Consider the following 24,416-nt stretch of genomic DNA (forward strand, 5'->3'; position numbering starts at 1 on the left):
TTTCTCACAGCTCAAGTCACGACCCGGTTAACAAGACTACGCGCGGTCACCGCTCAGCACTGTGACCTGAGCCGCTTGTCAGCGGATTATCTCGGTGCCCTAGCTCACAACGTGGACTAAACGCCCGCTCAGCTGATGTCCCGCTTCAGACTCACCAGGTAGCCGAGGCCGAGGAACACCAGACACCAGGCGAGCAGGATGAGTCCGCCCGCCCATGGCACGACGTGGAATACGTCAGTGCTGAGGTCGTAGTTGTTCTGGTCTCTCGAGGTGAACGCCCGCAGGGCGCCGGCGGGTTCGTAGAGGTAGACGCGCCGGATCCACGGGATGCCTGCGAAGAGCAGGTTCAGCACGCTGAGGTAGAGGATTCCCACGACCATGGCGGCCGCCTGGTTACGCACGAGCGCACCGAGCCCCAAACCGAAGAAGGCCAGCAGGACGAGCCCGAGCAGGCTGCGGACCATGCCACTCACCGCACCGTCGCCGAACTGCACCGGCAGCCCCTTGGCCCGCAGGCAGATCCAGGCGGTGATGAGGTTGATCAGCAGGCACACCACGCCGTAGGGGATCGCGAAGACGACGTAGCCCAGCGCCTTGCCGAGTAGCAGCTGCAGGCGGTTCGGAGTGGCCAGCAGGGTCGGCGTGATCGTCTTGTGCCGGAACTCGGTCGTCAGGCCCAGGATGCCGAGCACCAGCAACGCGACCCCGGCCACTCCGAAGTTGGTCCAGATGCCGAAGTAGTCGATGCCGTCGGTGGGCGTATCGGCGCTGATCGACAGCACGCTCGCCAGCGTCGCCGCGACGGTGATCGCCACGACCAGGACCATCATCCAGATCCAGACCTGGGTGCTTCGGATCTTGAGGACCTCGGACCGGAGCAGGTTGATCATCGGAGATCCCCCGTCGATGCGCCGGGATGCTGGCCGCCGGATGCCGCGGCCCGCGTGTCGACACCGTCGAACTGCTGGCCCTGATGAGCACCTTCGGTGAGGGTGAAGAACAGCTTCTCCAAGTCGAAAGCCTCCAGGCTCAGCTCGTGCAGCTCGACGTTGTTGATGAAGGCGAGGTGCCCGATGTGGGTGAGCTCGTCCGCGCGGACCCGCATCGATCCGTCCGGGTCGGTGCTCCCCGTGAACCCGGCGCCGGCCAGGGCCTGCTGCAGGGGAGCGAGGTCGGGACCCCGCACGATCGCGGTCGACGTACCCCGCGACAGCTCGGCGAGGGTGCCGGCGCGTACGAGCCGGCCACGGTTGAGGATGACGGCTCGGTCGGCGACTTCCTGGATCTCGGCCAGCTGATGGCTGGACACCAGCACGGTGCGGCCTTCGCTGGCCAGGTGACGGAAGAAGCCGCGCAGCCACCGGATGCCCTCCGGGTCCAGGCCGTTGGCCGGTTCGTCGAGGATCAGCACGCGCGGGTCGCCCAGCAGAGTCGCGGCCAAGCCCAGGCGCTGGCGCATCCCCATCGAGTAACCCTTGGTCTTCTTCGTCGCCGCGCCACTGAGGCCGACGATGTCGAGGACCTCGTCCGCGCGCCGGGAGGGCAGGCCGGCCGCCGCGGCGTAGATCTGCAGGTGCTGCCGACCGGTGTGCGCGGGATGAAAACTGGAGGCCTCGAGCGCCGCGCCGACCGTCTGCAGCGGGAGCGGAAGTTCGTGATAGCTGACGCCGTTGATGGTGGCCACGCCTGATGTCGGCGCGATCAGGCCGAGCAGCATCCTCAGGGTCGTGGTCTTGCCCGCACCGTTCGGCCCGAGGAAGCCGGTGACCGAACCCGGCTCGACGGTGAAGCTCAGCTGGTCGACCGCGCGCTGCTGGCCGAACACCTTGGTGAGGTTGTCGATGACGATTCGGCCTTCGGGCGCCAGCTCGTGACCGGATGCGGGCGGCTGGGAGGCGACAGTCATGGCGCCATCCAAACAGACCCGGCGGACGGGACGGCTGAGTGACGATGCAGGCGTTCTCAGGCTGCTGCCAGTGTTGACCTTGCCGACGGCCGGCCCGGCGCTCGCCCCGCGGCCGGAGTGTGGCTCAGCGCTGACCCAACTGGCGCAGCCAGCGCACCAGGTCCGCCGGATCGTCGAAGCACCGGTCGGCGGCGGCCCGTACCTCGGCGACGTCGCCGACCGCGACCGCGTAGGCGTGCCCGCCCGTTTGCCGTGCCCATCGGCGCAACTGCTCGAAGGCCGGCAGATCGCCGATGTCGTCGCCACCGAAGACGGCAGTGCGAACGTCGGGGGTGAGCAGCTCGGCGACCGCATCCGCCTTCGACAGCTGCGGAATCCGGATCTCCAGCACACCCTTGCCGTCGACGACCTGCAGACCAGCCGCCTCGGCCAGTGTCCTCACCTCCGGGCGCAGCCGATCCAGCTCGGTGACCGGATCGGCGGCGCGACGGGTGTGCACGACGAGCGAAAGGCCTTTGTCCTCGAGCCAGACGCCAGGGTCAGCACGCTCGAGCACCGGCGGCAACTGTGCCCGGAGCTGGGCGATGCCCGGCGGTTCGTCCCGGCTGCGCAGTTGTCCGTCGCGCCACCACTGAGCGCCGTGCAATCCGGACACCACGAGTCCGGGCACCGCCGACAATCCGCTGAGACGGAGCACGGTTTCGGCGTCGCGGCCGGTCACGATGGCGATTCGCGCCCCGGCCGCGGCGAGCACCGCCAGTGCCTGTGCTGTTCCGTCGGCGGCGCGGGCCGCGTCGGGATTGGGCACGATCTCGGACAGGGTGCCGTCGAAATCGAGCCCGATCACGGTATGAGCCAGATCGGGCGGGGGAAAGTCGTCGGTACCGGTCACAGCTCGACGGTAGCGCCGTGCACCTGACGGCCCGCGCGCAGCACGGCGCCGACGCGCAGATCCTCATCGAGCCAGACGAGATCTGCGGCTAGCCCGGGCGCGATGCGACCGAGCCGATGTTCCAGGCCGAGCGCGCGAGCCGGCGTGGTGGCGACCGCGCGGACCGCGTCGACCATGCACAGGCCGACCTCGGTGATCGCGCGCCGCAGTGCCTGGTCGAGCGTCAGCGTGCTGCCGGCGAGGGAGCCGCCGTGACCGTCACCGTGACCGTCACCGGCATTGTCACCGTCACCGTCACCGTCACCGTCACCGTCACCGTCACCGTTCGGGACGTTCGACCGGGACGAGATTCGGGGCACGCCGTCGGTGACGGTGACCGACTGCCCGCCCAGTTCATAGCTGCCGTCGCCCTGCCCGGCCGCCTCGATCGCGTCCGTCACGAGCGCCAGCAGCTGTGGATTCCAGCGGTGAACCAGCCTGGCCATCGACGGATGGACGTGAGCGCCGTCGTTGATGATCTCGCAGATCGCTGCGGACTCCAGTGCCGCCAGCACCGGTCCGGGACGACGGTGGTGCACGCCGGACATGCCGTTGAACAGGTGCGTGGCGACGCTGGCCCCCGCTCGGAATCCGGCCAGTGCGGTGTCGTAGTCGGCGTCGGTGTGCCCGATCGCGGCGACCGTCCCCAGTGCCGTCATGACGCCGATGAGCTCGAGCGCGCCGGAAAGTTCCGGTGCGATGGTGACCATCCGCAGCGCTCCGCCGGCGGCCTCGTGCCAGCGCCGCAACCAGGACTCGTCGGGATCGATCAGCAGGCGGCGATCGTGGGCCCCGCAACGGTGCGCGGACAGGAACGGTCCTTCGAGGTGGATGCCCACCACCGCGGTATCGCCGGCCTCGACGACCGCGCGGAGTACCTGGATCTGCCGGATCAGCTCGCCCGGGCCCGCCGTGACCAGCGACGCGAGCATGGTCGTCGTGCCGTGCCGGGTGTGAAAGGCCGCCGCGGTCCGGGCCTGGGCCGGATCGGCCGACGCGAAGGAAGCACCCGCCCCGCCGTGACAGTGCAGATCGACGAATCCCGGGACGAGCCAGCCGCCGCTCAGTTGGCGGATCGTGGCGGACATCGGGGGAGCACCGGCTCCGACCTCGGCGATCTTGCCGTCGTCACAGGCGATCCAGCCGTCGTCGAGCACGGTGTCCGTGGTGACGACGCGCGCGCCGGTGAGGACTACCGGTGCCGCCGCCGCGGTCACTGCCATGCCGGGGACAGGAGTCGGAGGGCGGCCTGAGCTGCGCCGCGCCGTCCGGCGTCGGCGGCGAAGGCCCCGATCGTGATCCGGGGAGGTTCCCGCCAGGTCAGCCGGGCCGTGAGCTCGGCTGCCAGCGGATCGATGAGCAACGCACCCGCGCGCGACAGGCCACCGCCGAGCACGATCAGTTCGGGATCGGCCAGCATCGTGTAGCCGGCGAGGGCGATCGCCAGGGCCTGGATCGCCTCGTCGAACACCTGCCGGGCGGCGTCGTCGCCGGCGGCCGCCCGGGCGATGACGACTTCGGCGTCGATCCCCGCATCGATCTCGACACCGAGGCCCGCCGGTTCGCGGGTGCGGCTGCGGTAGCGGCGGGCGATTGCCGCCGCGCTCGCGTAGGTCTCGGTGCAGCCGCGTTGCCCGCAGGCACACGGCTCCCCGTCGGGGCGGGCCGGCACATGACCGATCTCGCCCGTTCGTCCCCGGCTGCCCACGAGGACCTCGCCCCCGATGATCAGCGTGGCAGCAATGCCCGTCCCGATCTGGACGTAGAGTGCCTCGGACACCCCCCGGGCGGCTCCGAACTCTGCCTCCGCACGTCCGGCCGAGCGCACGTCGTGGTCGAGTGAGACCGGCATCGCCAGTGCAGCGGACACCAGCTCGCGCAAGGGGAGGTCCCGCCACCCCAGGTTCGCCGAGTACAGGGCGATTCCGCCTCGCGGATCGACCAGACCGGGGCAGATCAGCCCCAACGCCTGCACCGAGAGTTCAGGGTCCTGTTCGTGCAGTGCGGACACGAGTTCGTGATGCAGGTCCACCACCGCGGCGACGATCGCGAGCACTCCCGCGGCGACCGGGGTGGGCCGGTCCCGGCGCAACAGCTCCCGACCCGCGCGGTCCCAGACCGACCCCTTCATCGCGGTTCCCCCGAGGTCGATCGCCGTCACGGCCGGTCCGGGTTGCTCGGCCTTGTCGATGTACATCACCGAATGGTCCCAGACCCGGTTCCGGCGCCGACGGCTGGTCTAGACCTCTGGGGCCAGTCCGGTCAGGGCAGGAATATGCAGGAATCACCGAACTCATGCCATCGGTAGCGCGTCGAGACCGCGGCCGCGTAAGCCTGCTGCGCCAGCGCCGATCCGGCGACCGCTTCGACCAGGAGCAGGTGCGAGGCCTCCGGGTTGTGCCAGCCGGTGATCAACCCCGAAACCAGCCGGACCGGTCGGCGCCCGCCGATCACGAGATCCGTCCACCCGGCCGCCGGGTGGACCCGGCCGCCGGCGTCGGTGGCTGATTCCAGGGCCCGGGTCACCGTTGTGCCTACCGCGATGACCCGGTTCCCACGGGCCCGGGTGAGGTTGGCCAGCTCCGCGGTTGCCCGCCCCACTTCGAAGCGTTCGGCCTGCGGAGGCTCGCCCGCTTCCTGCGAGGAGACCCCGGTGTGCAGCAGGATCGGCGCGACCGCGACGCCGGCCGTCAGCAGCCTGGTGACCAGTCGATCAGTGAAGGGTCTGCCCGCGCTGGGCATCTCAGCGCTGCCCGGAACGTTGCCGAACACCGTTTGATAGTCGCTCAACGGCCATCGCCGGCTCAGGTAGCCATAGCTGATCGGACGGCCTCGGGTGGCAAGCAGACCGCTCAGGCTGCCGGTGCCCTGAACGCGCGCCCGCCACAATCGACTCCCGGAACCGGTCGGAGATCCGTCCGCGCGTGGATAGGGGGCGACCAGAACAAGCTCGAGCTGGCGGTCGAGCACCACGCGCCGTCCTGGCTCGGCCAGCAGGACCGGCCGGGCAGCGTCCGGGGCGGTGCGAAGCTCGATCACCCAGTCGCCATCGTCGAGTTCGATGGCCAGATGCACCACGACGGGCCCGTTGCTCGCGTCCACCCCGTCCAGTTGGGCCGCGACGGTTTGGGACGTGTTGACGACAACGAGGTCACCAGGACGCAGCGCCTCGGGCAGATCGCGGAACCGGCGGTGGGTTATGCCGCTGGGACGGGCCACCATCAGCCGGACCTCGTCGCGCGCCAGACCACGAGCCTCGGCCGGCTCGGTGGCGGTCAGCTCGTCCGGGAGCCGGAACTGCGTTCGCGCGACCGGTACCAGCGCCGTCATCCGCGCCGTCCGCCCACCGTCGCGTCCGGCTGCGGCGCGGGGGCGCCCGCCGGGACCTGAAGGTCAGCCGCTCGATAGCGGCCACTGGCAGGTCGGTCGCGGTACAGCGAAAGTAACGCCGGCACCACGATCAAGGGCCAGGGACGGTCGCTGATGTCTTCGCCCGGGAAGGCTGCTTGGTGCATCGGCGTCCGCATGTCGCCCGGGTCGAAGGCGTAGTAGCGGTGCCGGGGGTCCTCCGTGGCCAGCGTGGCGCTCAGGTGATCGAGGGCTGACTTCGACGCGCCGTAGCCGCCCCAGCTCGGGTAGTGCTCGATCGCGGCATCGGAGGAGATGTTGACGACGACCGCGCTGGCCCGCAACCACGGCCGCAGAAGCTGGATGAGCGCCAGCGGCGCCACCACATTCGTTCGCAGGATCAGCTCGAAAGTCGCCGGTTCGAGCTCGGTCATGCCGGCCAGTGGAGTCGGGCCGAGGCTGCTGGCGTTGTTGACGAGCAGGTCCACGCCACCGAAGGACCCGGCCGCTTGCGCGAGGGCGTGGCGATGCCGCGGTTCGGTCACGTCGCCGGCCACGGCGGTGACGGTGGTGTGCACGGCGAGCTCATCGGCCGTTCGGTAGAGCGGTTGCGGGTTACGGGCATCGAGCACGAGCTGCCAGCCTTGTTCGGCCAGCCGGCGGGCCAGAGCGCGTCCGAGCCCTGAGCTGGCACCCGTGATGACGGCGACAGACATCGAACCTCCAGTGATCGACGATGAATACCCCTGCATCTTTAAAGTTGAAGTCAGCTTCAAGTCAAGTACCATCGTGGTCATGCCCTCGGAAGTGCTCACGGTGTCCGAGATCGCGCACCGATCCGGATTCGCCGCTTCCGCGCTGCGCTACTACGAGCGGGAGGGTCTCATCGAGGCCTCCCGTACCTCGGGGGGTCAGCGTCGTTACCAGCGCAGCGTGCTTCGGCGGCTGGCCTTCATCCGTGCCGCGCGCAACGTCGGGTTGAGCCTGCAGGAGGTTCGCGTCGAACTGGCCCAGCTCCCCGCCGGCCGCACGCCGACGAAGGCGGACTGGGGTCGGATCTCGCGCGACTGGCGGCACCGGTTGGACGAGCAGATCACGGCTCTGGAGGCGTTGCGGGACGGCCTGCAGTCCTGCATCGGTTGCGGTTGCCTGTCGCTGAAGGCATGCGCCATGTCGAATCCGGCCGACATCGCCGCTCGGTACGCTCCATCGGGCGGGGCTGCCTACCTGCCGCCGCTGCTCCGCCGCCCGCCGGAGCCCGAGCCTGGAGCGACGCCGTGACCACGTCGGAATTGCCCGCATCGCTGTCATCCGATTTCCTGGCTTTCTTCAGCGAACGCCATCTCGCGACCTTGACCACGCTGCGCCCGGACGGTTCGCCTCATGTGGTCCCAGTGGGACTCACCTTCGACCCCGACACCCTGCTCGCCCGCGTCATCTGCTCCGCCGCTTCACGCAAGGCGCGCAATGTCTCGACGGCGAGTGGCCTGGTCAGGGCTGCCGTCTGCCAGGTCGACGGCCGACGCTGGAACACCCTCGAGGGCCGAGCACGGGTGCTCGATGATCCCGCCGATGTCGCCGAGGCGGAGCGGCGTTATGCGGCGCGTTACCGCGTGCCGCGACCGAATCCGCAGCGTGTGGTCATCGAGATCGCCGTCGACCGGATTCTCGGCCCGCACTGACCTGGCGCCCTGGGCCGCTCGCCGGCGGCGAATAGGCTGGCCGGGTGCGCGGTCCGCGGTTCGACGTCGTCATGCAGGGCACGGTGTTCTTCGACATCGTCCTCACCGGTCTGCCGGCGCTGCCTTCCAACGGCACCGAGCTGCTTGCGCCTGGGATGGGCTCGTGCCCGGGTGGCATCGCGAACCTCGCCGTGGCGGCTAGCCGGCTCGGCCTGAGCACCGGGCTGGCCGCGGTTTTCGGCGACGACGTCTACGGCGACTTCCTGTGGCGAACGCTGGCCGACCAGGAAGGGGTCGATCTGTCGCTCTCACGCCGGATCACCGCGTGGCATTCGCCGGTGACCGTTTCCCTTGCCGTGCAGAGGGACCGAGCGATGGTGACGCACAGCCATCCGGCGCCGGCCGAGGTGGGCGCGTTGCTCACCGATCCTCCGGATGCCCGGGCCGGAGTGGTGCACCTCGGCCACGACGTCGAGCCCTGGGTTGCTGCCGCCGCGGATGCGGGGATGCGGCTGTTCGGCGACGTCGGCTGGGACCCCAGCCAGGTGTGGTCCCCGGCCGTGCTGGAACAGCTGCGCTATCTGCACGCCTTCCTGCCCAACAGCGTCGAGGCGATGGCCTACACCCGCACCGACGATCCGCGCGCCGCCCTGTCCCAGCTCGCCGACAGCGTTCCGGTCGTCGTGGTCACCTGCGGCGGTCAGGGGTCCATCGGCATCGATTCGGTCACCGGCGAGGAGGAATGGGTGCCCTCGCTCCCGGTCAATGCGGTCGACGCCACCGGGGCGGGCGATGTCTTCGCGGCCTCGTTCGTCCTGGGCACGCTGCGGGGGTGGGGCCTGCGCCAGCGAATGGCGTTCGCCAATCTCTGCGCGGCCCTGTCCGTTCAGCAGGTCGGCGGGTCCCTGGCGGCGCCGGGCTGGGGCGACCTGGCCGACTGGCTGGCCGCCGTGGGACTGCAGGCTGCGGCGGGGTCAGGCTCGGCGGCCGATCTCGCACAGCGATACGGATTCCTGGCCGAGGTCATTCCGGGCGGTCCGAGTCGCGCCGTCCGGCGCGCCAGTGCCACCATCGCACGGGGCTCGGACGCATGAGCGAGGCGGCCGGTTCCGTCCACCGCCTCGACGACCTCGACGCTGCACTGGTCCACTGCCGGGCTTGCCCCCGCCTGGTCGAATGGCGGGAGGAGGTCGCCCGGACCCGTCGCGCCGCCTTTCGCGACCAGCAGTACTGGGGACGAGCAGTTCCCGGCTTCGGGCCCGCCGATGCCCGGCTGGCCATCGTCGGCCTCGCGCCGGCGGCGCACGGTGCCAATCGGACGGGACGGATGTTCACCGGTGACCGCTCAGGTGACGTGCTCTTCGCCGCACTCCACGAACTCGGCCTGTCCAGCCAGGCGGAATCGAACTCGGCCCAGGACGGCATGCGGCTGTTCGGGGTGCGGATGACCGCGCCGGTGCACTGCGCGCCGCCTGACAACAAGCCGTCGACGGCCGAGCGCGACACCTGTTCCGCATGGCTGACCCGTGAGCTTCAGCTGCTCCGACCGGACCTGCGCGCGATCGTGGTGCTCGGGCGCTTCGGTTGGCAGGCATTGCTGCCGGTGTTGACCGACGCTGGGTGGCTGGTCCCACGGCCCCGGCCGGCGTTCGGCCACGGGGTCGAGTACGAGATCGCCTCCGCCGCCGGAAACGGCTCGATCCGGCTGTTCGGCTCGTACCACGTCAGCCAGCAGAACACGTTCACCGGCCGACTCACGCCGGCGATGCTGAAGGACGTGCTGGGCCGGGCCGCCGGGTATGCGGGACTCGTTGTTCAGACCCGATCACGACTCGACGGCGATGGAGGCGGAATCAGTCGCGCCGTCCGGTGAGCGCAAGTCGAGCACCCATCCCGATCATGATCACGCCGCCCGTGCCGCCGAGTCCGGCCAAGCGCCGCGGCGACCGTGCGAGGTGGTGTCTGGCGGTGCCGGCGGCAAGGCCCCAAGCGCCGTCGGAGACCAGCGCGATGAGCAGGAAGACCATTCCCAGAAGCAGCATCTGTATCGGCGCCCGACCGGCAGCGCGGTCGACGAACTGGGGAAGGACAGCCGCGAAGAACACGATGGATTTGGGGTTGGCCACCCCGACGGCGAACCCTTCGGCAAAGATTCTGCGGCGTGGGCGCGGCCGAAACTCGTGGGCGAGTATCGAACCGAGTTCGCGCCGGTGACGCAGGGCCTGGACGCCCAGGACAACGAGGTAGGCCGCACCGACCAGCTTGATCACGGTGAAGATCGTGATCGACCGCTCGACGACGGCGCCGACGCCGAGGGCGACGGCGACGACCTGTACGAATTGGCCGAGGGCATTGCCGATGACGGTGACGAGGGCGCCGCCGCGGCCCAGCTCCAAGGCACGGCTGACGACGAAGAGCACGCTGGGCCCCGGGACCACGATCAGGATGACCGCGGCAACGATGAACGCCGGTAGCTGCGTGGGAATCGGCATGAACCGATGCTACGAAGTCACGCCACCGGATATCGCCTTCCGGGGTCGCTCTGGCTAGCCTGGGCCGTGGCAGCATCGCAAACTGTGCCCGCCGCTGGGCTTGCGGCGTTGGTCGACTAGGGAGCCACGCCATGAGCATCGAGCGAATCGTCATCGTGGGGGCTGGGCTGGCGGGCGCCAAAGGGGCGCAGGCTGTTCGCGAGGCCGGATTCGAGGGACAGCTGACCCTGGTCGGCGAGGAGCACGAGTTCCCGTACGAGCGGCCACCGCTGTCGAAGGAATTCCTCATGGGCCGCAAGCCCCGCAACGATTCCCGGGTTCACGAACCCACCTGGTACGACGAGCATGGGGTCGACGTCCGGCTCGGTGTACGCGCCAGCGCGGTCAACCGTGAACTGGGCATCGTGGAGTTGGAGGACGGCCAGAGCCTGGCCTACGACCGCCTCATGCTGGCGACCGGTTCCCGCCCACGCCACCCGGCCTTCCCAGGCGCGGACGCCGAGGGAGTGCACTACCTGCGCACGATCGGGGATAGCGAAAGACTCAAGGCCACGTTGGCGAAGGTGCAGAGTGTGGCGATCGTCGGAGCGGGCTGGATCGGGTTGGAAGCCGCGGCCGCCGCCCGAGATGCCGGCGTACAGGTCACCGTCGTCGAACCGCAGACCCTGCCGCTGCTGTCGGTGCTCGGCGCAGAGATGGGTGCGCTGTTCGCCGAGCTGCACCGCCGGCACGGCGTGGAGCTTCGGCTGGGCGTTGAGGTCGACGCCGTGCTCGTCCGCGACGGCCGTCCGTATGGCCTGGCCCTCGGCGATGACACTGTTGTTCATGCCGACGCGGTGCTGATCGCGGTCGGAGCCGTCCCCAACACCGAGCTGGCCCAACAGTGTGGGCTGGCCGTTGATCGAGGGGTGCTGACCGACGCTGCGCTGCGCACTTCGGATCCGGCCGTCACGGCCGCCGGTGACGTGGCGCGAGCCGAACATCCCGTGCTCGGTGGCCGAATCCGGGTCGAGCACTGGGCGAACGCCCTCAAGCAACCGGCCGTGGCGGCTGCGACGATGCTCGGCCAGCCCGCCGTCTACGCCGACCTGCCGTATTTCTTCACCGATCAGTTCGATCTGGGCATGGAGTACGTGGGCTACGTGGAGCCCGAGGCAACGCCCCGGATCGTGCTTCGCGGAGCGGCCGAGTCGGGAGAGTTCATCGCGTTCTGGACGGTCGACGGCCGTGTCCGGGCCGGTATGAACGTCAACGTGTGGGACGTGACCGACGACGTCAAAGCCCTGATCCTGTCGGGGAAATCGGTCGACGTCGATCGCTTGGCCGATCCGCGGGTACCGCTGTCGGAGCTGTGAGGTACGAGGCTGTGCCGGTGCGGCCACCTCGCGCTCACGAAAGTAGTTGAGGCCGCCGACCTCGGAGTGACGTGGTTGACACGACTGCCCACACTGCTGGAGCCCGAGGTGACGTACGCGGACCGCCTCTCGGTGATCTGCGCAAATGCCACGTTACGCCCCGCCGGCTTTCCTCGACGTGCGCCCGGCGGTTGAGTGTCGGCGGATCGTCGCTCGCACCGTCCCGGTGCTGCCCGGCGCGCCCGCGAAAACGGAAAAGACCGATGTTGCTGTGACTTGCGTCAGAACTGCTTACCTGCGGCGTTGCTCACATGAAAAGCTGCGTTGAATAGCTGGGAGCTTCGGGGGCGAAATGTTAACCAGTGCTGAGCAAAGCATGTCCAGACGGAACAGTTTGAATCTGATTCGGCTGGTCTTGGCGGCGACCGTGATCGTCGGGCATACCTGGCCGATAGGTGGGTACAAGGGTTCGGTGAGCCTGTCCGGCGCAAACGTCGGGGCGTGGGCGGTCGCCGGCTTCTTCGGCATCTCCGGCTACCTGATCACGATCAGCCGCCGTCACCATCGGCTCGACCGGTACCTGCTGCGCCGGGCCGCTCGGATCCTCCCGGGATTCTGGGTGAATCTCGCGGTCACGGGACTCGTCTTCGCGCCGGTGGTGGTCCACTACGGGCACGGCTCGACGAGTCTCAACGCGGCCGGAAACTATCTCGAGCACAACGCCACCCTGAGGATGCACACCAACCACATCGGGCACACGCTGTCCGATGTGCCGTTCCCGCGCGTGTGGAACGGATCGCTGTGGACGCTGTACTACGAATTCGCCTGCTATCTCATCATCGGCCTGGCCCTGATCGGCGCGGTCAGTGCGTTGCGGATGAGGCTGACTGCGTCGGTGTTCCTGCTCCTGTCCATCGTCGGTGTGGAGCTCACCTCCGGTGACGGGCTGGCGGCGAACCTGGTGAGACTGGCCTGCCCCTTTGCGGCAGGTGCCCTCATCGCGGCCGTGCGGCCTCGGCTGGACTGGCGGTTCGCCTTGCCGGCGGCTGTCGTGGCGCTGGTCGCCGCCAAGCTCGGGCAGTTCTACCCGATCGCGGCGCCGCTGCTGGCCTACGTGCTCCTTTACCTGGGTGACGCCTTGCCCCAGTGGTGTCAACGGGTCGGTGCGGACAACGACATCTCCTACGGCGTCTACATCTATGGCTTCCCAGTGCAGCAGACCCTTGCGACCTGGGGGCTGCACCGCCACGTGGGCCCGCTGCTGTTCGCATTGATCTCGCTGGCCGGTGTACTGCCGTGGGCCGCGGCGAGCTGGTTCCTGGTCGAGAAACCGTCGCTACGACTGGCTCGCCTCTACGACCGGGTGATCGAGCCAGGGACGCGACGGCTCGCTACCGCGACCGCCCGGCTGACCCCGGGACGGGACTGACCAGGCCGTCGTCTGCCGCGTCGAGGCCCGCGGCTGAACCGCCAAGGGCCTCGTGCCGTCTGCGGAGGGTGGTCCTTGCCCGAGCTCGTGCCCTGGCGGCTACTTCTGGGTCGAGGCGAACATGCCGAGGTATTCGTAGACGACGTTGGCTGCGGCCAACGAGGTCAGTTCGGCGTGGTCGTAGGCCGGAGCGACTTCGACCACGTCGGCGCCGACGACGTGCAGATCCGCGAGGCCGCGCAGGATCAACTGCAGCTCGCGGGTCGTCAGCCCGCCCGGCTCGGGCGTTCCGGTGCCGGGCGCATGGGACGGATCGAGCACGTCGATATCGATGCTGAGATAGATCGGCAGTCCGGCGACCCGCTCGCGGATACGGTCGAGCGCCTCGTCCACCCCGCGACGGGCGATGTCCTCGGTAGACACCGTGGCGAATCCCAGCGCCCGGTCCTCGGACAGGTCGTTTCGGGAGTAGAGAGGCCCCCGGGTGCCGACGTGGCTGGCGTGGTCCATGGCGAGCAGGCCTTCCTCGGCCGCTCGGCGAAACGGCGTCCCGTGCGTGAACGGTGCGCCGAAATAGGTGTCCCAGGTGTCCAGATGGGCGTCGAAGTGGACGAGGGCGACCGGCCCGTGCCGGCGGTGGACGGCGCGAAGTAACGGCAGGGCGATCGTGTGGTCACCACCGATCGTGACGATCCGGTCGGCGTGCTCGTAGGTCCGCTCGGCCGAAGCCTCAATAGCAGTGATCGCTTCGAGGAGATCGAAGGGATTGGCCGCCGCATCTCCGGCATCAGCGATCTGCAGCTCGTTCCACGGCTCGATGTCCAGCCCGGGATGGTAGGGCCGTAACAGTTTCGAGCCGGCACGTACCGCTCCGGGACCGAAGCGCGCGCCGGGACGGTAGGAAACGCCGCTGTCGAAGGGCACTCCCAGTACGGCGATATCGGCGTGTCCCACGTCCGACAGTCGTGGTAGCCGGGCGAAGGTGTCCGGGCCGGCGAAGCGAGGAACGGTCATTGCGTCCGGTGGGCCGACCGGGACCGTCCTGGCGGGGGAGGGGCTGATGGGCTGCCCGTCGGGGTTCATTGCACTACTCGCTTTCCGGGTCGATCGAGAGGTGTTCGTGCACTACGAGCCATTGTCCTTCTGCCGAGCGTCGGAAAACCATGGTCTCCCGCTCGGCCTGCTCGGCCTGCTCGGCGTCGGGCGAGCCTGCCACCGACGTTCTCACCCGGTGGGTGAACACTGCGTGGTCGTCGTCCAGTACCTGTACGGACGGTTCCAGGGATCGGCACGCCAGGACGCGGAATCCCTCGGATTCCCATTCCCGCCAGAGCCGCTCGTACTCCGCCCGGCTGGTGAGCAGACCAGGCTGGTTGTGGAACAGGAAGGTGGCGTCGGCGGAGAAACTGGCGAAATACTCCTGGGTGCGATGTCCGCCGAAGGCGTCGACGAGCGCGGCGGCGGCCGCGCGGACGTCGCTGTCGACACTCACGCGTGCTCCACCGTCGGCACGTCCTCGCGGCGTAGTTCCTGCTCGCTGCGAGCGATGGCCGGTACCTCGGCGGACAGGTCCAGCGTCCGGCAGAGCAGCCAGTACAGCGCACCGGAGACGATCAGCCCTACCGCGATGGAGTAATCGACGCCGTCGAGCTTGGCGGCGAGGAAGCCGGTGTACTTGGGGTAGGCCGGGAGCACCGCGAACGGAAGCATCGTGATCAGCCCGACCGCGTAGCTGATCAGGCCCCGCGAACCCCAGGCGCCGTAGATGCCGTGCGGGGTGAACAGATCGGTGATCGCGTAGTGACCGCGCCGGACGGCGAAGAAGTCGACCAGGTTGACCGCCGTCCAAGGCACCAGCAAGTACAGCATGTAGATCAACGCGGTCGACAAGGCGTCGAGGACGTTGCCGCCGAAGCCGATTCCGATGACCGCCCAGATCACCGACAGCACGACAATCGTGATCACCCGCGCCCTGCGGGTGGGCTTGATGGGACGGACCGAGTCCACGCCGGTCACGGCGGACAGCATGCCGCTGTAGGCGTTGAGCCCCATGGTTGCGACCAGGGCCAGCACGGACAGGATCGCCAGCAGGGTGCCCAGTCCGTGGACCATGTTGTTCCCGGCATCGCGCAGGGCGACGAGGCCGTCGTCGGCGCCGAGTCGCGACGACAGCCACGCGCCGATCGCGATCAACCAGATGGCCGAGGCGGCCGCCCCACCGAAGACCGCCGCGATGATCGGCAGCGATCGGGTGTTGCGCGGGAGGTAACGCGAGTAGTCCGAGACGTAGGGGGCATAGGTGATGTTGTAGGCGGCCGCCGCGGTGAACATGCTCATGAATCCCACGAGCGTCAGCCCACCGTTGGCCGCGGGTGGCGGGGCGCTGCCACCGGCGTGTCCGGTCATGATGCCAATCGTCAGGATGACGTAGAAGGGCAGCGAGACCACGAACAGCACGCGGAACACGACGTGTAACCAGTCGTGGCCGTAGATCGCCAGGATCGCCGCGACGATGGTGATCGCCAGCCCCACCACGGTCTTGTTCCAGCCGAAGATCCCGTTCAGCCCGTCGTCGACGAGGATCGCGTCGACAACGTTGAAGGCGAGGAAGGTGAACAGGGAGGCGAACAGCACGACCACGACGCCGCGGTAGCCGAACTGCGCCCGGGACTGGATCATCTGGGGCAGGCCGAGCTTGGCGCCCTGGGTGGCGTGGAAGGCCATGAAAAACGTGCCGAACACGATGCCCAGAGCGCCGGCCAGGACCGAATATCCCAGGCTGAGACCGAGGGTCGGACCGAGGAACCCGATGGCGATGGTGAAGAACTGGAAGTTGCCCAGAAACCAGAAAGGCCCCTGCTGCCATACCTTGCCGTGGCGTTCGGACTCGGGGACGTAGTCGATCGATCGGGTCTCGATGGCGCCGCGGATCTTGATCGGCGCGCCGGATTGCTCCTGCGAGGATGTGATCGGCGTGCTCTGGGTACTCATGTGCTCCTCCGGCGGGACGGTCGTCGGGTGGTGCGGTTGGAGCGAGTGTGCTCGGACGGACTGGCCATCACAATTGGGTAAACCACGAAATCTGACGTACTTTTAGGTATTCACACAATGGTGGCTCGGCCCGCGGGAGGCACGGGGTGACGTCCGAACAGGCCTTGACAGTCGAGACCCTGCTGCGTTCGCCGGCGCTGCAATTGTCAGTCATCGCAGGCGAATCCGGCCTCGACCGATCGGTGTCCTGGGCTCATGTCAGTGAATTGGCGGACCCGACTCCGTGGCTGCTCGGAGCGGAGATGATCATGACGACCGGACTGGCGATACCGCGCAACGGCGCCGACCAGCGCGCCTATCTGGAACGACTCGACGATGCCGGCGTGTCCGCCCTCGCCCTGTCGGAGGAGTTGCACGTGCCGCCGCTGCGTCGGGAGTTCCTGCGCGCCGCGGACTCGCGTGGGATCCCGGTGCTCCGCGTGCCGCTGCCGGTGCCGTTCATCGCCATCGCCCAGGAGGTGGCCGCGGCGCTGCAGCCCGGCGTCGGCCAGCGCCTCGGTGCGCAGCTACAAGTCTTCGGGTCGCTGCGCTGGCTGACGGAGGAGAACCTCGACGTCGCCGAGATCTTCGCCCGGCTCGAGCGCCTGTCGGGATACCGGTTGTTCGTCTGCAGCCAACAGGGCCGTCCCTTGCTTCCCGGCGTGCGCACGCCCGATGCACGGCTGCTCGGCCTGCTCCCGGCCTCGCCCGCCGCGCCGCCTACCGTGCCCGGCGGGTTCGTGTTGCCCATCCAGGCGCCCGGTGGAGTGGCCGGTTATCTGTTCGCGCAGGCGCGGCACGGGGCCGCTCCGGGTGGTCTGGCTGTCGTCCAGCACGTCGCCACCGTCGCGTCCCTGCAGCTGACCATGCGTCGCCACGAGCGCGAGACGCTGCGACGGGAGGGCGCGGAGACCCTCGCCGAACTACTCGGCGGGGTTCTGGAACCGCCCGTCGCGCGGCGCCGCCTCTCGCGTTTAGGCCTGCCGTTGCGGGGGATGCTCACGCTTGCCGTCCTGCGGGGTCGCGCCGGCGACGCCGACGACGCGTCGCTGTTGAGGCGGTTGGATGAGGCCGACCTGGCGCACCTGGTGCTACGCCAGCAGGACGAACTGTTCGTGCTCGTCCCGGCAGGTCTCGCCGCACAGCGAGCGTTCGACGCGGTGGCCGATGCCTTCGTCGGCTCGTCGGCACCGTTGCGTACCGGCGACTCGCTGGAGATCCCCCGGCGCGAGGCGCGCTGGGCGGTAGCCCGGGCCCGTGACGCCGGAAAGACGCACCTGACCTACGGCGAGAACGACTCGGCGGGACGTTGGCTGCCCGAGGACGTCCAGGCTCTGGACGCCCTGGTCGAGCGCGTACTCGGCAAGGCGATCGCCTACGACGAGGGGCATTCCGCGGATCTGCTGACCACGGTCAGGACCTGGATGGAGCGTGACCGGCACGCGGAGTCGACCGCCGCAGCCCTGGGCATCCATCAGAACACCCTCGCCTATCGGCTTCGGCGGTTCGGGGAGATAACCGGCCGAGATCTGGCCCGCACGTCGGAGTTCTCCGAGGTCTGGATGGCCCTGCTCGCGCAACGGTCGATCGGCAGCCCCGGCTGACCGCGGGTCCGCCCCGGCGCCGGTGAAACCTGGCTCGACCACGCCGGATTCGCCGAACCGATTCGCAGCACCGGTGGGCTGGCTCTGGTCTTCGGAGGTGATCGAGATCGGTCGCCGGCTCGTCGGCGTGCCTCGTTCTCGTCCGGGCCGCAATGGTGGATCGGGATTCGGTGCCCGAAAAGGCTGGCGCGCGGTGATTGCGCGGCCTTGGAATGTGTGCCCCCGGCAGGATTCGAACCTGCGCTCCCGCCTCCGGAGGGCGGTGCTCTATCCCCTGAGCTACGGGGGCCTTGCGGCCAATTCGGACAGCGGATCAGCCGCGACGGCTGCCGCTTGGCCCGAAGCAGCTTAGCAGCCGAGATTGCTGGCTCAGGACGGCGGGGCGAGCGGGCTGGCGCCCGATTCGCGGAGCAACTGCTCCATCTGGACGATCTCGCCGCTTTGCGTGGCAGCCATCTTGCCGGCCAGGTTCCGCACATAGGCCGTCTGGGCGTGTGCGGCTGCCCACTGAGCCATCGGCAGACCGCCCTGATGATGGCGCAGCATCAACTGCAGGAAGTAGGTATCCAAGGTCTTACCCGTGAGCGTCTGCAGCTTGTTCATCTCGGCCGGGGACGCCATGCCCGGCATCGATCCGTCCGACTGCATGCTCATGTGGGTGGAGCCGGCCATCCACGACATCTGCGCATTCGGGCTGTTCGTCGGCAGGCGCCAGGCGTCGATCCATCCCTGCATCTCGCCGACCTGGAAGTACTGGCTGGTTTCGATGTCATAAGCCAGCAGCTTGATGCCTGGATCGCTGGTGTGGTCGCGGGTGTAGCCGGCCATGATGATCGCCTGCCGATGGTGAACGGACATATCCCAGGCGAAGCCGGCGTCCACCGACGAGGCGCCCGGGGCGACACCGCTCGATCCCGTGGCCTGACCCCGGTGGCCGATCAGATAGCCGGATGCTCCGGCGATGCCCAGCACCGCGACCACGATCACCGCGAGCAGCACCACTCGTAAGGACCGGCCTGCCGGAGGCGGGACCGCTCCGTCGGCGTCGTCGACGATCGGGGCTGCGGTGGTGGTCACGGGAAAATCAGCTTTCGGTCGGGTGGCCCGGGGTCGACGGGTTGGCCTTGAAGGTGGGGTTGCTGCAGGAGGCACCTTGTTCAGGGGTGTTCGTGGCGCTCTGGCGCAGGGCCTTGATGAACTGGTCGACCCGCGGATCGGAGGCCTTGTCCACGAAGAGCTGGTAGCCCCACGCCTGCAGGGAGATATTGGACTTCAGACCTGGGTACGGACTGAGCACCGTGTAGTCCTGCCCGGCCACCTTCTTGCTCAGCGCGTCGAGGTCGGCCGCATCCAGGCCCGGCTTGTAGGTGATCCACACCGCGCCGTGCTCCAGGTCGTGCACCGCGTTCTCGTTGGCGATCGCGTTCGGGTAGACGGTGCCCGTGCAGTCGGCCCAGATCGGTGAGTGGTTGCCACCCACCGGGGGAGACTGCGCGTAGGTAACTGCCGTCGTCTCGTGGTTGCGGGCGAGGTTGCCGTAGTGCTGGATCCCGCTGATCTTGACCGTGCCGCTGCTGTCGGCGGTGCCACCGCTCGTCGAACTGGTCGAGCCCTTGCTCGGACGGGTGACGGCGTAGCCCACGATGCCGATCGCGAGGATCGCGATGACGACGGTGGTCGCGATCAGGCCCCAGGGCGTCTGCCTCTGATTGACGATCTTGCGCGACTGGGCCTTCCTGGCGGCCGGTGTCGGCTGAGTGTTTCTCGCCGCCGCGCTCTGCTGGCTCTTGCGGCCCGGAGTCCTGGCGGGATCGGCCTTGTCGGTGGGGGCCTTGTTTGCCCCGCCGGTCGTCGACTTGCTCGGCTTGGTCATCCTGTCGCTTTCCTGGCTGGCGCGGCAGGGGGCCGCGCGGCTGCCCCGAGTCTAGAAGGCGGACCTGAGTCCTGCCGATGTCCTTGGCCGCCACGCAGGTCCTCGGCGCGATCCCGGATTCGGTTCGACGGGCCCGGGAGGGGTGTTACGTCGGTGCAAATCCAGCGGGTGTCCGCCTCTAACATGGACCTGTGACTCCAGCCGATCTCGCCTCCGCGATTCAGAACGCCGTCTCCGCCGCTGTGGCGCAAGGCGAGTTCACGGCCGAGATTCCGGACGAGGTCGTCGTCGACCGCCCCAAGAACGCCGAGCACGGTGACTACGCGACCAATATCGCGCTCCGGCTGGCCAAGCCGGCGGGCAAGCCGCCCCGGGTGGTCGCCGAGGCGATCGCCGCCCAGTTGCGGTTGGCGGCCGGGGTGGCCCGGGTGGACGTCGCGGGCCCCGGCTTCCTCAACATCACGGTCGAGGCGGCGGCCCTGGGGGCGGTCGCGCAGACGATCGCCCTGGCCGGCGCGGAGTTCGGCCGAACGGACACATTGGCCGGCCAGAGCATCAACCTGGAGTTCATCTCGGCCAACCCCACCGGACCCCTGCATTTGGGACACACGCGGTGGGCGGCCGTCGGCGATGCGATCGGCCGAGTGCTCAGCGCGGCCGGCGCGGACGTCACCCGGGAGTTCTACGTCAACGACCGGGGCGTCCAGATGGACCATTTCGGCGCGTCCCTGCAGGCGGCGGCCACCGGACGGCCGATCCCCGAGGGCGGGTACCACGGCGCCTACATCCCCGAACTGGCGGCCACGATCGTGGCCGAGCACCCCGAGGTTCTCGAACTGGACGAGGGCAAGCAGCAGGAGGCCTTCCGCGAGGAGGGTTACACCCTCCAACTGGCCGAGCAGCGCCAGACGCTGGAGGGCTTCGGCACGGTGTTCGACGTCTGGTACTCCGAGCGCGAACTGCATACCTCGGGCGCCGTCGAGCGGGCGCTCGACACGTTGAAGGCACAGGGTCACCTGTTCACCGCCCAGGACGCACTGTGGTTGCGCACCACAGACTTCGGCGACGACAAGGACCGGGTGCTGATCAAGAGTGACGGGTCGCTGACGTACTTCGCGTCCGACGCGGCCTACTACCTGGACAAGCGCAACCGTGGATTCGACCTGTGCATCTACCTGCTCGGCGCCGACCACCACGGCTACGTCAACCGGCTGCGGGCCATTGCCGCGTGCGCCGGGGACGATCCGCAGACTCATATCCAGGTCCTCATCGGCCAGCTCGTCAAGATCCTGCGGGGTGGCCAGGAGGTCCGGCTGTCCAAGCGCGCCGGCGAGATCGTCACCCTCACCGATTTCGTCGAAGCCGCAGGCGTGGACGCGGTCCGGTACTCGCTGAGCCGGTATCCGGCGGACTCGCCGCTCAACCTCGATCTCGACCTGATCACGCGGCAGTCCTCGGACAATCCGGTGTTCTACGTGCAGTACGCCCACGCCCGAACCTGCAGTGTGGTCCGAAACGCGGCGGAGGTGGGCATGACCGTCGACTCGGCGGACTCCTTCCACCCGCAACTGCTCACCGACGAGACCGAGACCGCGCTGCTCACCGCGCTGGCCGACTTCCCGCGAGTGGTCGCCCAGGCCGCCGAACTGCGCGAGCCGCACCGGGTCGCGCGCTACGTCGAGGACCTCGCCGGTCTGCTCCACCGCTGGTACGAGGCGTGCCGGATCATGCCGCGCGGTGATGAGGAGATCACCGACACCAACCGCACCCGGCTGTGGCTCAACGTCGCGACGCGGACGGTGCTGGCCAACGGCCTGGCCCTGCTGGGCGTATCGGCCCCCGAGCGGATGTAAGCGACCGCTACCGTTGTAGGGCTGTGCACTGGCGCAGCCGAGCAGACAAGGACTCTGTCAATGAGCCGTTCCGCGCATCCGGCGGGACCGCGGCATGCCGACGTGTTGCCGGTACCGCACGCACCGAACCCCGGTTACTCCGGCGAGCTGTCCGCCGCGGTCTGGCCGCGGACGGCAGGCCGTGACGAGGACGGTCAGCTCGTGGTCGGCGGAATCACCGCGAGCGAGCTGGCCGAACGGTTCGGCACCCCGGCCTTCGTGCTGGACACCGATGATCTGAGGGCGCGTGCTCGTGGGTATGCCGCTGCCTTCGCCGACGCCGACGTCTACTACGCCGGCAAGGCGTTCCTGTGCACCGCGGTCGCCAAGATCATCGCCGAGCAGGGCTTGGCCATCGACGTGTGCACCGGCGGGGAGCTCGCGATCGCGCTTCGTGCCGGGGTCCATCCCGACCGGATCGCGCTGCACGGCAACAACAAGTCCGTCGCCGAGCTGGAGGCCGCGGTTACGGCGGGCGTAGGCCGGGTGGTGGTCGACAGCCTGGTCGAGATCGAGCGGCTGGCCGAACTCGCCGAGCGCGCCGGTGTACGCCAGCGCGTCATGATCAGGGTCACCGTCGGCGTCGAGGCGCACACGCACGAGTTCATCGCCACCGCGCACGAAGATCAGAAGTTCGGCTTCTCGCTGTCCAGCGGGGACGCCCTGACGGCGGTGTCCGCTGTGCTCGACCGACCGAGCCTGGAACTGATGGGACTGCACTCACACATCGGTTCGCAGATCTTCGACACCGCAGGCTTCGAGGTCGCGGCGCATCGGGTGCTCGGCTTGCTGGCCACGATTCGGGATAAGTTCGGCATCGAGCTTCCCGAGATCGACCTCGGCGGCGGGCTCGGGATCGCCTACACCGACGCCGATTCGCCCCAACAGCCGGCCGACATCGCCCGTCGCCTGCTGGAGATCATCGGAACCGAAAGTAGCCGGGCCGAGCTGAGCGCTCCGCGCTTGTCGGTCGAACCGGGGCGCGCCATCATCGGCCCGGCGATGCTGACGATCTACGAGGTCGGCACCGTGAAGCCGGTTGCCCTGGACGGTGGCGTGGTCCGGCACTACGTCTCGGTCGACGGCGGTATGAGTGACAACATCCGTACCGCGCTCTACGACGCCGAGTACACCGTGGCCCTGGCCAACCGTGGATCGTCCGCTGATGCGGTGCTGTCCCGGGTGGTCGGCAAGCACTGCGAGAGCGGCGATATCGTCGTGCGCGACTGCTGGCTGCCGGGCGATCTGGTACCCGGCGACCTGTTGGCCGTTGCGGCGACCGGCGCGTACTGCCACTCCATGGCCAGCAACTACAACCGCGTCCCGCGTCCGCCGGTCGTGGCGGTCGCCCACGGTGCGGCCCAGCTCATCGTCCGGCGCGAGACGTTGGACGACGTGCTCGCCACCGACCTCGGCTGGATCGAGCCGAGCTCGGCCGGTTCGTCTGCCCCGGCGTCGACTGCAGCCGGGAGCGAAGCCGGTACGCCCGACAACGAAGCCGACAACGGAGCAGGAGACCCACGATGAGTGCCAGCGTTGGCGATGCCGGGGACAAGCGAAAGCCGCTGAAGGTGGCCTTGCTGGGCTGTGGAGTGGTCGGCAGTGCGGTGGCGCGGCTGATGACCGAGCAGGCCGGTGAACTTGCGGCGCGGGTCGGGGTTCCGCTGGAGCTGGCCGGTATCGCGGTGCGCCGCCCCAACCGGCATACCGACGTGCCGGCGGAGTTGCTGACCACCGATGCCGAAGCGCTCGTGACGCGCGAGGACATCGATCTCGTGGTCGAGGTCATCGGCGGGATCGAGCCGGTCCGCAGCCTGCTGCTCGCTGCGCTGAAGTCGGGCAAGAGCGTGGTGAGCGCGAACAAGGCTCTGCTGGCCGAGGACGGCGCCACCCTGCACGCGGCGGCGGCGGCCAACGGGGTCGACCTGTATTACGAGGCCGCTGTCGCCGGGGCGATACCGCTGCTTCGACCGCTGCGCGAATCCCTGGCCGGCGACCGGATCACCCGGGTGATGGGCATTGTCAACGGGACCACGAACTTCATCCTGTCTCGGATGACCTCCACCGGCGCCGGTTTCGCCGAGGCACTGGCCGAAGCGACTGCCTTGGGCTACGCCGAGGCCGACCCGACCGCGGACATCGACGGTTTCGATGCCGCCGCCAAGGCAGCGATCCTGGCCGGTTTGGCCTTTCACACGCGGGTGACCGCCGCCGACGTCTACCGCGAGGGAATCAGCGCGGTCACGGCAGCCGACGTGGCGAGCGCCAGCGCGATGGGATGCACGGTCAAGCTGCTCGCGATCTGTGAACGCACGTCTTCCGACGGGGAGGCGGCCGTGGCGGTCCGCGTGCACCCGGCGATGATCCCGACCTCCCATCCGCTGGCCGGTGTCGGCGATGCCTTCAACGCGGTCTTCGTCGAGGCGGAGGCGGCCGGATCGCTGATGTTCTACGGTCGCGGCGCCGGCGGCGAGCCGACGGCCAGCGCGGTGCTCGGCGATCTCGTGGCCGTCGCCCGGAATCGGGTGAGCGGATCACGGGGAGCGGGGGAGAGTGCCTACGCCGATCTGGTGATCCAGCCGATGGGCGAGGTCACCACTCGCTACCACGTTTCCCTCGATGTGGCCGACCGCCCTGGCGTACTGGCCTCGGTCGCGAGTGCGTTCGCCGACAACGGAGTCAGCATTCAGACCGTTCGTCAGGAGGGTCGCGGTGATGCGGCCACGCTGGTGCTCGTCACCCACGTCGCACCCGATGCCGCGCTGGCCAGCACCGTGCAACGGTTGTCGGAGTACGAGTTCATCCGGCGGGCCGGCAGCGTCATGCGCGTCGAGGGAATGCCCAGCGAATGACGGGCCAATCGCACACAGGAAT

The 24,416-nt window shown here is 68.8% G+C and carries 23 protein-coding genes and 1 tRNA gene; 10 read left to right on the forward strand and 14 right to left on the reverse strand.

The window, feature by feature from the left end; genetic code table 11:
• Window positions 1-128: 128 nt before the first annotated feature.
• From M6D93_RS07440 to M6D93_RS07470, 7 genes are all read right to left on the reverse strand, one after another.
• Window positions 129-890 carry an ABC-2 transporter permease gene (locus M6D93_RS07440; protein ID WP_249773724.1) on the reverse strand — a complete coding sequence of 254 codons (762 nt, stop codon included), beginning with the start codon at window positions 888-890 and terminating at the stop codon, window positions 129-131.
• The gene (locus M6D93_RS07445) at window positions 887-1,906 is read right to left on the reverse strand and encodes an ABC transporter ATP-binding protein (RefSeq protein WP_249773725.1); all 1,020 of its coding nucleotides are present in this window, start codon (window positions 1,904-1,906) and stop codon (window positions 887-889) included. The genes M6D93_RS07440 and M6D93_RS07445 overlap by 4 nt, the downstream gene beginning before the upstream one ends.
• A 124-nt stretch (window positions 1,907-2,030) precedes the next feature.
• Window positions 2,031-2,798: a trehalose-phosphatase gene (gene otsB, locus M6D93_RS07450; RefSeq protein ID WP_249773726.1), complete on the reverse strand. Its 768-nt coding sequence runs from the start codon at window positions 2,796-2,798 to the stop codon at window positions 2,031-2,033.
• On the reverse strand, window positions 2,795-4,060 hold the full coding sequence (nagA, locus tag M6D93_RS07455) for an N-acetylglucosamine-6-phosphate deacetylase (protein WP_249773727.1): 1,266 nt from the start codon (window positions 4,058-4,060) through the stop codon (window positions 2,795-2,797). Before nagA ends, otsB begins: the two co-directional genes overlap by 4 nt.
• Window positions 4,051-5,034, reverse strand: coding sequence for an ROK family protein (locus M6D93_RS07460; protein WP_249773728.1), 984 nt, complete (start codon window positions 5,032-5,034; stop codon window positions 4,051-4,053). The genes nagA and M6D93_RS07460 overlap by 10 nt, the downstream gene beginning before the upstream one ends.
• A gap of 65 nt (window positions 5,035-5,099) precedes the next feature.
• Entirely contained in the window at window positions 5,100-6,167 is a 1,068-nt protein-coding gene (locus tag M6D93_RS07465) for an S-adenosylmethionine:tRNA ribosyltransferase-isomerase (protein WP_249773729.1), read from the reverse strand.
• Window positions 6,164-6,901, reverse strand: coding sequence for an SDR family NAD(P)-dependent oxidoreductase (locus M6D93_RS07470; protein ID WP_249773730.1), 738 nt, complete (start codon window positions 6,899-6,901; stop codon window positions 6,164-6,166). Before M6D93_RS07470 ends, M6D93_RS07465 begins: the two co-directional genes overlap by 4 nt.
• Window positions 6,902-6,980: 79 nt before the next feature.
• On the opposite strand from M6D93_RS07470, the gene soxR reads away from it, so the two are divergent.
• From soxR to M6D93_RS07490, 4 genes are all read left to right on the forward strand, one after another.
• Window positions 6,981-7,466: a redox-sensitive transcriptional activator SoxR gene (soxR, locus tag M6D93_RS07475; RefSeq protein WP_249773731.1), complete on the forward strand. Its 486-nt coding sequence runs from the start codon at window positions 6,981-6,983 to the stop codon at window positions 7,464-7,466.
• Entirely contained in the window at window positions 7,463-7,867 is a 405-nt protein-coding gene (locus M6D93_RS07480) for a TIGR03618 family F420-dependent PPOX class oxidoreductase (protein WP_249773732.1), read from the forward strand. Before soxR ends, M6D93_RS07480 begins: the two co-directional genes overlap by 4 nt.
• Before the next feature lie 71 nt (window positions 7,868-7,938).
• Window positions 7,939-8,961 carry a PfkB family carbohydrate kinase gene (locus tag M6D93_RS07485; protein WP_347343571.1) on the forward strand — a complete coding sequence of 341 codons (1,023 nt, stop codon included), beginning with the start codon at window positions 7,939-7,941 and terminating at the stop codon, window positions 8,959-8,961.
• Window positions 8,958-9,740 carry a uracil-DNA glycosylase gene (locus tag M6D93_RS07490; RefSeq protein ID WP_249773734.1) on the forward strand — a complete coding sequence of 261 codons (783 nt, stop codon included), beginning with the start codon at window positions 8,958-8,960 and terminating at the stop codon, window positions 9,738-9,740. Before M6D93_RS07485 ends, M6D93_RS07490 begins: the two co-directional genes overlap by 4 nt.
• On the opposite strand, the gene M6D93_RS07495 is transcribed toward M6D93_RS07490, so the two are convergent.
• The gene (locus M6D93_RS07495; protein WP_249773735.1) at window positions 9,721-10,359 is read right to left on the reverse strand and encodes a LysE family translocator; all 639 of its coding nucleotides are present in this window, start codon (window positions 10,357-10,359) and stop codon (window positions 9,721-9,723) included. The two genes, M6D93_RS07490 and M6D93_RS07495, sit on opposite strands and share 20 nt — an antisense overlap.
• A gap of 131 nt (window positions 10,360-10,490) precedes the next feature.
• Between M6D93_RS07495 and M6D93_RS07500 the strand changes: the two genes are divergently transcribed.
• Together M6D93_RS07500 and M6D93_RS07505 are read left to right on the forward strand one after the other, a co-directional pair.
• Window positions 10,491-11,714 (forward strand): NAD(P)/FAD-dependent oxidoreductase, encoded by a 1,224-nt coding sequence (locus tag M6D93_RS07500; protein WP_249773736.1) that lies wholly within the window; start codon window positions 10,491-10,493, stop codon window positions 11,712-11,714.
• A 376-nt stretch (window positions 11,715-12,090) separates the two neighbouring features.
• A complete protein-coding gene (locus M6D93_RS07505; RefSeq protein WP_249773737.1) occupies window positions 12,091-13,143 on the forward strand; it encodes an acyltransferase family protein in 1,053 nt (350 codons plus the stop codon).
• A gap of 99 nt (window positions 13,144-13,242) precedes the next feature.
• Here M6D93_RS07505 and speB read toward each other — a convergent pair whose 3' ends face one another.
• The 3 genes from speB to M6D93_RS07520 form a co-directional block, all read right to left on the reverse strand.
• Complete coding sequence (speB, locus tag M6D93_RS07510; RefSeq protein ID WP_249773738.1) at window positions 13,243-14,157, reverse strand: agmatinase; 915 nt, start codon at window positions 14,155-14,157, stop codon at window positions 13,243-13,245.
• A 73-nt stretch (window positions 14,158-14,230) separates the two neighbouring features.
• The gene (locus M6D93_RS07515; protein WP_249773739.1) at window positions 14,231-14,635 is read right to left on the reverse strand and encodes a YybH family protein; all 405 of its coding nucleotides are present in this window, start codon (window positions 14,633-14,635) and stop codon (window positions 14,231-14,233) included.
• Window positions 14,632-16,134, reverse strand: a complete 1,503-nt coding sequence (locus M6D93_RS07520; protein WP_249773740.1) for a purine-cytosine permease family protein — start codon at window positions 16,132-16,134, stop codon at window positions 14,632-14,634. Before M6D93_RS07520 ends, M6D93_RS07515 begins: the two co-directional genes overlap by 4 nt.
• A gap of 146 nt (window positions 16,135-16,280) precedes the next feature.
• On the opposite strand from M6D93_RS07520, the gene M6D93_RS07525 reads away from it, so the two are divergent.
• Window positions 16,281-17,777 (forward strand): PucR family transcriptional regulator, encoded by a 1,497-nt coding sequence (locus M6D93_RS07525; protein WP_249773741.1) that lies wholly within the window; start codon window positions 16,281-16,283, stop codon window positions 17,775-17,777.
• Window positions 17,778-17,994: 217 nt separating this feature from the next.
• Here the strand turns inward: M6D93_RS07525 and M6D93_RS07530 are convergent.
• From M6D93_RS07530 to M6D93_RS07540, 3 genes are all read right to left on the reverse strand, one after another.
• Window positions 17,995-18,066 (reverse strand) — tRNA-Arg (locus M6D93_RS07530).
• Between the two features lie 80 nt (window positions 18,067-18,146).
• On the reverse strand, window positions 18,147-18,854 hold the full coding sequence (locus M6D93_RS07535; protein WP_249773742.1) for a DUF305 domain-containing protein: 708 nt from the start codon (window positions 18,852-18,854) through the stop codon (window positions 18,147-18,149).
• 7 nt (window positions 18,855-18,861) lie between these two features.
• Window positions 18,862-19,650 (reverse strand): thioredoxin-like domain-containing protein, encoded by a 789-nt coding sequence (locus tag M6D93_RS07540; protein ID WP_249773743.1) that lies wholly within the window; start codon window positions 19,648-19,650, stop codon window positions 18,862-18,864.
• Between the two features lie 191 nt (window positions 19,651-19,841).
• Here M6D93_RS07540 and argS point away from each other — a divergent pair, with 191 nt between their 5' ends.
• From argS to M6D93_RS07555, 3 genes are read left to right on the forward strand one after another with little or no spacing between them, the layout of a single operon-like run.
• On the forward strand, window positions 19,842-21,503 hold the full coding sequence (gene argS, locus M6D93_RS07545; protein WP_249773744.1) for an arginine--tRNA ligase: 1,662 nt from the start codon (window positions 19,842-19,844) through the stop codon (window positions 21,501-21,503).
• A 60-nt stretch (window positions 21,504-21,563) separates the two neighbouring features.
• Window positions 21,564-23,069 carry a diaminopimelate decarboxylase gene (lysA, locus tag M6D93_RS07550; protein WP_249773745.1) on the forward strand — a complete coding sequence of 502 codons (1,506 nt, stop codon included), beginning with the start codon at window positions 21,564-21,566 and terminating at the stop codon, window positions 23,067-23,069.
• Window positions 23,066-24,394 (forward strand): homoserine dehydrogenase, encoded by a 1,329-nt coding sequence (locus M6D93_RS07555; RefSeq protein WP_249773746.1) that lies wholly within the window; start codon window positions 23,066-23,068, stop codon window positions 24,392-24,394. Before lysA ends, M6D93_RS07555 begins: the two co-directional genes overlap by 4 nt.
• Window positions 24,395-24,416 lie beyond the last annotated feature (22 nt).

The sequence above is a fragment of the Jatrophihabitans telluris genome (assembly GCF_023516435.1).
Lineage (GTDB): Bacteria > Actinomycetota > Actinomycetes > Mycobacteriales > Jatrophihabitantaceae > Jatrophihabitans_A > Jatrophihabitans_A telluris.